Source organism: Clostridium guangxiense, assembly GCF_021043395.1.
GTDB lineage: Bacteria > Bacillota > Clostridia > Clostridiales > Clostridiaceae > Clostridium_S > Clostridium_S guangxiense.
Genome location: NZ_JAJNKE010000080.1, coordinates 1 through 4,763, shown reverse-complemented (window position 1 = coordinate 4,763; position 4,763 = coordinate 1). Strand labels below are relative to the sequence as shown.

At 30.4% G+C, this 4,763-nt stretch carries 6 protein-coding genes; all 6 read left to right on the top strand.

From position 1 onward, the window contains the following. Nucleotides 1-258: 258 nt before the first annotated feature. The 6 genes from LQK79_RS20605 (at nt 259) to LQK79_RS20580 (ending at nt 4,626) form a co-directional block, all read left to right on the top strand. The gene (locus LQK79_RS20605) at nt 259-1,437 is read left to right on the top strand and encodes an MFS transporter (RefSeq protein WP_053242364.1); all 1,179 of its coding nucleotides are present in this window, start codon (nt 259-261) and stop codon (nt 1,435-1,437) included. A gap of 49 nt (nt 1,438-1,486) precedes the next feature. Beyond that, the gene (locus LQK79_RS20600) at nt 1,487-2,038 is read left to right on the top strand and encodes a TetR/AcrR family transcriptional regulator (protein ID WP_053242365.1); all 552 of its coding nucleotides are present in this window, start codon (nt 1,487-1,489) and stop codon (nt 2,036-2,038) included. Between the two features lie 155 nt (nt 2,039-2,193). Next, nucleotides 2,194-2,781, top strand: a complete 588-nt coding sequence (gene clpP, locus LQK79_RS20595) for an ATP-dependent Clp endopeptidase proteolytic subunit ClpP (RefSeq protein WP_053242366.1) — start codon at nt 2,194-2,196, stop codon at nt 2,779-2,781. Between the two features lie 17 nt (nt 2,782-2,798). Then, complete coding sequence (locus LQK79_RS20590; RefSeq protein WP_053242367.1) at nt 2,799-3,191, top strand: helix-turn-helix transcriptional regulator; 393 nt, start codon at nt 2,799-2,801, stop codon at nt 3,189-3,191. Between the two features lie 42 nt (nt 3,192-3,233). After that, on the top strand, nt 3,234-4,106 hold the full coding sequence (locus LQK79_RS20585; RefSeq protein ID WP_084756976.1) for a class I SAM-dependent methyltransferase: 873 nt from the start codon (nt 3,234-3,236) through the stop codon (nt 4,104-4,106). Nucleotides 4,107-4,335: 229 nt separating this feature from the next. Further along, nucleotides 4,336-4,626 (top strand): hypothetical protein, encoded by a 291-nt coding sequence (locus LQK79_RS20580; RefSeq protein ID WP_053242368.1) that lies wholly within the window; start codon nt 4,336-4,338, stop codon nt 4,624-4,626. Nucleotides 4,627-4,763 lie beyond the last annotated feature (137 nt).

Here is a 4,763-nt window from a genome sequence, read left to right as displayed (position 1 = left end):
TAAATCGTTCCTTCAGCATTGTTACTTCGCTCCCACGGTAGTGCAAGGAAAAAATTCCTCCGTACCTACGGAATTTTGGGCATTAGATGATAAAACTTATTCTGCTGGAAGTACTAATTAAATTATGGAAGCAATAAAATTGCTATGCAACATTAGCAATTTTTTTATTGACAAAATTATAGAAAGGTAATACCATTATTTTATGTGGAAACCAATAACACAAATGTAGTTTCTATAGTATAAGATGAGGTGATATTTTTGAAAGAAGATAAAATATTAAGAAATGAAATGATGCCAGTGTTAATGTTGAGCTTAGCTCTGGGTATTAGGCAGATGTCTATGACAATGGTAGCACCATTTATATCAACTTATAGTAAAACACTTAATTTTTATACACCTATGCTAGCGGCGGTGGCACTTGGAATATTTGGACTTACCCAAGCAATTTTTCAATTTCCTTTTGGCATTCTTAGTGATAAATTTGGAAATAAAATTATGATGGTTATTGGGCTTTTTCAAGTCATAATTGGTTTATTTATAGCGTTTTTAGCAAGAAATATTTATATTTTGATTTTTGCAAGGGCTCTTCAAGGAAGTGGAGCTATAATAGGAGTTGGTTACTCTTGGGCTTCAGAAGTAGTTGAACAAGATAAAAGGACAAAAGCCTTGAGCATTGTTGGAACTTTTGTCTCAGCATCAGCAGCATTGGCATTTGCATTAGGGCCGCTTATGCATGAATTTATGTCTGTTAACATGATGTTTTTAGTTTGTGCAATACTGCTTTTAATTAATGGAATTTATATAATTTTATTTTTAAAGGATAATGGAAAAGGTGAAAATATTGAGAAAGAGGTTTCTACATATAAAGGTTTAAAAATATTATTTAGAAACAAAAATTTTATCGTTAATAATATAGCAGCGTTTATTAATAATTTTATGATGATGTCTGTTTTTTACTTGGTTCCAATATATCTTAACAATGTAACTGGAGAAAAAGGTATTTGGAAAGTTTTTTTGCCAGCGATACTTACTGCAGTCATAGCAATGAAAGTTGCTGTTGGATTTGTAGAAAAAGGATATGATAGAGGAGTACTTACAACTGCTTTTTTAATAGCTTCAATAAGTATATGTTTTTATTTTAAAAAGCAGTCTTATGTCTTTTTATTGATTGGAACTATTCTATATTTGAGTGCATATGTAACACTTACGACCATTTTAGCAACTAACGTTAATAATTCTGTAGAAAATAGCTATAGAGGAACTGCAAATGGAATTTTCAATTCATTTCAATACATAGGTAATTTTGTTGGTCCTTTAGTTTGCGGAGCTGTTTGGACACATTCAGAAAAGTTTACATGGGTTGTTGTTATATGTGTTGGTATTCTTGGATTGTTTATGATATCTTTAAATAAAGGCTATGTTTTGAGAGAATGTTGATAACAAAGCCTAAATATAAATCCTCTAAGAAAAAAGTGGCGGTGGAAATATGAAGGGAAAAATATTAGATGTGGCAGCAGAGAAAATACAATTGTATGGCCTTAAAAAATTTACAGTGGACGAAATTGCAGCTGAACTTAAGATTAGTAAGAAGACTATTTATAAATATTTTAAAAGTAAAGATGATATAATTTTGGAGTATTTTAAAACTATCATTTCATCAGATAGGGAAAGTGTTGAAGAAACTTTGAATGGTGATAGTGATTTTTTGGAAAAGATACATAAAATAATTTACTCTAATCATAAATATAAGTTGCCGATTAAGTTAATGAATGAAGCAAGATTATTTTATCCAAGCGAATGGAATCAAGTAAACGAATTGAAAGAATTTAAATTAGAGTCAATGAAAGAACTTTTAGATACAGCATCAGCAGAGGGAAAAATCAGGTCTGATATTAATTTTTCTGTGCTTTGCAAAATGCTTGAGAGAATTAGTGATATATTTGTTGATTATGATTTTTTAATTGCTAGTAAGCTTAAAACAACTGAGGCTATTGACGAAGCGTTTAAAATTATACTGAATGGAATACTAAATAAATAGCTATATTTTAAAACAAAGCTCAACAAATAACCATAAAACTGAGCAAAAAATGTCAGACTTTTATAATTAATATTATATATACTTATATCATGGATATAGATTTACAACTTGAAATGTAGGTTCCAAGTTGTCTATGAATTTTAAGGAGTGATATTATGAGTTTAGTACCAATGGTTATAGAGCAGACAAATAGAGGAGAACGTTCCTATGATATTTATTCAAGATTGTTGAAAGATAGGATAATAGTTTTAAGTGGAGAAGTAAATGACGAAGCAGCAAGCTTGATTGTTGCGCAAATGCTATTTTTGGAAGCAGATAATCCTGATAAAGATATTAGCTTTTATATAAATAGTCCTGGAGGATCTATAACAGCGGGGCTTGCAATTTATGATACTATGAATTATATAAAGTCAGATGTGAGCACAATATGTGCAGGTTTAGCTGCTAGTATGGCCTCCTTTTTACTTGCTGCAGGAGCTAAAGGAAAACGCTTTGCACTTCCCAATAGTGAAATTTTAATACATCAGCCAATAGTAAGTGGAGGAATGCAGGGTCAGGCTACGGATATAAAAATACACACAGAATGGCTTTTAAAAATTAAGGATAAGATGAATAGAATATATAGTGATAAAACAGGGCAGCCGCTAGAAAAAATAGAAAAGGATGTAGAAAGAGATTTCTTTATGGATGCTGATGAGGCTAAACAATATGGTCTAATAGATGAAATACTTGTTAGTAAGTAAAAAGGAGGTTGATATTTGTGGATTATAGTTCTGAAGTTCAAAAAGCAATAGACTCGATTGAGAATAATTTATACGATGATATAAAGCTTTATGATATAGCTAAAAAGAGTCACCTGTCAGAATTTTATTTTCACAGGCTTTTTCATAAGGTGACAGGGGAAACTGTAATGGGTTATGTAAGAAAAAGAAGACTGTCTAAGGCGGCGTATGATTTGAAAAATACTGAGCTTACTGTTCTTGATATTGCTGTAAGATATCAATTTAGTTGTGGAGAGTCTTTTACAAGAGCTTTCAAGAAAATGTATGAAATTACACCATATGAATATAGAAAATCTAATAAAGTTATAAATTTATATAAAAAGATAAATGTATTTAGTAAGCATAATGTTTCTATGAGTATGGCAGCGTAATTCAGTTAATAGTTAGGAGTTATTGAGTTAAAGGAGTTTTTTATGGAAGATATAGAAGATTATTATAAAGGTTATGATGAATGGAATAGACTTGAGAGGCACAAAATTGAATTTGAAATTACAAAACGATATTTAAATACCTATGTAACTGAAGGAGCAAGGGTATTTGATATAGGCGGTGGGCCGGGAAGATATTCAATTTATTTGGCTAAAAGAGGTCATAAGGTAGTGCTGCTAGATTTAGTACAAAAGCATATTGATATAGCAAAAATAAAAGCAAGCGAAAATAATGTTAAAATAGAGAAATATATTTGTGATGATGCACTTAATATTTCTGAATATAATTTGGGCAAATTTGATGTGGTGCTTATAATGGGACCTTTATACCATCTTATTCATGAAGTTGATAGAAAAAAAGTAGTAGAGGATGCTTTAAAGTTTTTAAAGAAGGAGGGAATTTTAATTGCCTCATTTATATCTGCCTATGCTCCTATAATAGATGAATTTAAGTGTTCTGAAAATATCGAAACTGCTGATGAAGTAATGAAATATTTAAAGGATGGAATAAATGATGCAGAAGCAGGTTTTACTTCCGCTTACTTTATTAAGCCAGAGGAAGCAAAGAATTTTATGGAGAGCTTTAATTTAAAAGAACTGAGTTTTGCGGGAATTGAAGGAATTGGAGGACTTATAGAAAATAAATTAAAAGAACTTCCGAGTGAGCAATTTGACAGGGTTATCAATATATTGTATGAATTGTCCAATGATCCTCATATTTTTGGAAGCTCTGAGCATTATTTATATGTTGGAAAAAAAGTTGATAACAATGCAAATGGTGAAATATTCAATGTAGGAGAGGAAGCTTCAAAGAAAATTGATTATGAAAAAGACGATGATATTTTAAAAGAGCTGTAGATAGCATTAAATTAATAAATTAGAAAATCAAATATTTAAATATGGTATTGAAATTTGTAGGGCTTAATATGTCTTGAATTTATGTAAAATATATATGCTGAGGTAAGTGTTTCTTTCACGAATATAAACTTAATGAATGGGTATTATAATATTGAAGCTAAAAAGTTATAGATTTATCTATAACTTTTTAACTTCAATTATAATTTTACCAAAAAGGAGAAGATAAATTATGGATAAGAACAAAAGTGATTTAGAAGAAGCAAAAAGATTAAATAAACAATCAGCTAGTGGAATGACAAGCTCAACAAGCAGCAGTTTTACAAGTTCAGCAAGTGACAGTGGTGCACAAGAAGCAAGACAATTAAATGCAAAATCAAGACAGAATAAAGGTACAGCTGGAAGCGGAATGACAAGTTCAACAAGCAGCAGTTTTACAAGTTCAGCAGCTTCTTCTGATAGCGATTTACAAGAAGCAAAAGAAGCAAATGCAAAATCAAGAGCAAAAAAAGGTATGCAATAACCGATAAAATAAAAATGATAGCATTAGCATTGGTAGTCAATGTCTAATGTTATTATTTTTTGGAATTTGTCGAGCACTATAGTGAAGGGTTTTAACTCACTTCGTTTGTTAAAAGACTAAGGTTTTCGCTATGCGAA